Origin of the sequence: Bacteroides sp. D22 (assembly GCF_000163675.1) — a bacterium.
GTDB lineage: Bacteria > Bacteroidota > Bacteroidia > Bacteroidales > Bacteroidaceae > Bacteroides > Bacteroides xylanisolvens.
This window is the reverse complement of record NZ_GG774799.1, coordinates 1-2,456: the sequence shown is the minus strand read 5'-3', so window position 1 is coordinate 2,456 and position 2,456 is coordinate 1. Positions and strand designations below refer to the sequence as shown.

The following is a 2,456-nucleotide window of genomic DNA, read 5'->3' as shown; positions in this document are numbered from 1 at the left end:
GTCAAGGGCATTACTGCCCTCTTCCCCCCTCAGAACCGTACGTGAGGGTTTCCCCTCATACGGCTCAAGCTTTTCAAAGTCTCTGTTCGTGTGCAGAGACCGGCTCATCCTACTTCTTGTTTCCATTGTTTTTACGGGATAATTTGAAACATTCATCATGAACCAACAGATTGCATTTCCGTCCGTCTTGTACGGTCGGCATTACATTCCATGCCTTATGCGTGTCAATCGGTTCACCACATATCGGACATTTCCGACCTTGCTTTTCCCATAGGTAAAGCAGGGATTTACGTCCTTTCAGCGTCACAAGCATCTTTGACTTCATTCTTTTATTGAAGTACAGGCGGCAGTCTGCGTCAAACGGATTCATGTCCCCCTTTATCTGCGTATATTGCAGAAAAGGAAACGAAGATGCCAGTTTCAACAAGGTAAGTTGGTCTTCTTTGCCGTTTGATTTCTTGAACTTAGCCGCAAAAGTCCAGCTGTTCCCTCGGATATTGTGCCAATAGCGGTCTTTTATCCACTGTTTCCCTTTCTTGGAATGACGGCGTTTAGCCCATTGCCACAAGGCGAGAAATATCTGATGGTCGATTCTGTGAAAAGAATCACGTGTCGCCCCATGCTGATAATATGCTCCCCATCCTCGAATTTTAGCATTCAACATCCTGATTAATGATTCCTGCTTGCAACCCTTATGACCTTTTGTCACCTTACGGATATTCTCCATAAAGCGTTTTTCGGCTTTCTTGGTCGGCTTGGTCAATATTTCATTGCCGAATTTGCGGATGTTGAAACCGAGAAAATCGAAACCGTCACGGATATTGGTTATCACCGTCTTTTCTTCTGATAAGGTCAGACCTCTTTCAGACATAAAGTCGGCTACCAATGGCTTGATTTCCTTTTCAAGTGTTTCACGGTTCTCGCAGGTAATTATAAAGTCATCAGCGTAACGGACAAGATTCACCATTGGCGAATATAACTTACCTTTGATTCTAACTCGTTTATATTTCTCTGCAAGGACTTTCTGCAATCCGTCCAATGTCATATTGGCAAGCGTGGGAGAGATAATGCCACCTTGTGGCGTTCCCTCCTCTGTCGGGAACATCTGTTTGTTGAAGATATAGCCGCATTTCAACCATTTTCGGAGTATTGCCTTGTCCATAGGGATGTTGGCAAGCAGCCATTCATGGCTGATATGGTCGAAGCACCCCTTTATGTCACCCTCCAGAATCCATTCGGGAGAATAGCCTTTTCGGAGAATGTTATGGCATTGCATTACCGCGTCCATACAGCGGCGTTCCTTGCGGAAACCGTATGAACGTGAGTCGGCTGTTGTTTCCGACACTGGTTCTAATGCCATAAGGTAGAGTGCTTGCATGGCTCTGTCTTTCATTGTCGGTATTCCCAACGGTCGCAGTTTGCCATTACTCTTTTTGATGTGGACTCTTCTCAATGGCTTCGGCTGGTAGCCTCTGCGTTTGAGTTCGCTTATCGCTTGTGTTTTTGCTTCGGGTTTCTCCCATGTTTCCATGTCCACTCCGGGGGTGTTGCCACCTCCGTTAGAAGTAACTCTCTTTACGGCTAAGGCTTTTGCGTAAAAAGAGTGGGTCAGCGTCCACTGCAAGGCTTTCACCTTGTTGTATCTGCCTTCCTTCTGAGCCTTTACAATTCGTGCTTGTAGCTTTCTGACAGCCAACTCCGCTTTAGTCCAGTCTATTCTGTCCCAAAGTGTTTGCTGATTGTCAGCAGGCGCACACGATGTCTTGTTTTCGTTCATTTGCTTTCCTCCTTTTGAAAGTTCTAAAAGTTAATTGTAAAGAATCACCATTTGACAACATTCGGTTTGATTGCCTACCTAATGTCGTCACAGAAGTCTGCCCACTTTCGTGTCGGATGATGTCGCCCACATCAGCCCGTGATGTCGGTTCAATCCGTATCCGCTCCATTACAGAACGGCATTCGCTTTTTCTGTTATCTTATACCTGCACACCATTCGGCTTTCATTGCTGTCAGCTTACCTGTCATTTTTACATGACAGGAGATATACAGGCTTACCATGTTCCACATAGATAACTAACGGATAGGTTAGGTTCTGTCTCATCCTCCGGCGGTGCTTATATCCGTGTAATCCTACCATGGAGAGGATTAACCGACCGCTTCCCTTTTGGGTAGAGTGTGCCAGTATCTTACACTCTTTCGTGACATTACGAAGTTTACTAACAGTTCGCTTGCGCTAACCATACTATCCAGCCTCGCCACTCTACGGTATGATACTAACCGTACTTGACTTCCCCTCACGGTTCTGTCTTGTCTTGCGAAAGTGTACTTCGTCCCGACCGCTTAATACAACATTAAGGTGCATCGGTCGGTAGGCTACCGCTGACGGAACAGCGGGTTAAAGCTGATACCCGTAAGTATCATTCCAACAATTATCTATGCGACTTCATGTCGCACCC

Annotated in this window: 1 protein-coding gene and 1 pseudogene; both read right to left on the bottom strand. The window is 45.9% G+C overall.

Features of this window, described 5'->3' with window-relative positions; genetic code table 11:
* Nucleotides 1-126 (bottom strand): annotated as a pseudogene (locus tag HMPREF0106_RS27695) (DNA methylase); the annotation flags it as partial.
* A complete protein-coding gene (ltrA, locus tag HMPREF0106_RS19085) occupies nucleotides 110-1,777 on the bottom strand; it encodes a group II intron reverse transcriptase/maturase (protein ID WP_004323414.1) in 1,668 nt (555 codons plus the stop codon). The pseudogene HMPREF0106_RS27695 and the gene ltrA, both read right to left, overlap by 17 nt.
* Nucleotides 1,778-2,456: the final 679 nt, after the last annotated feature.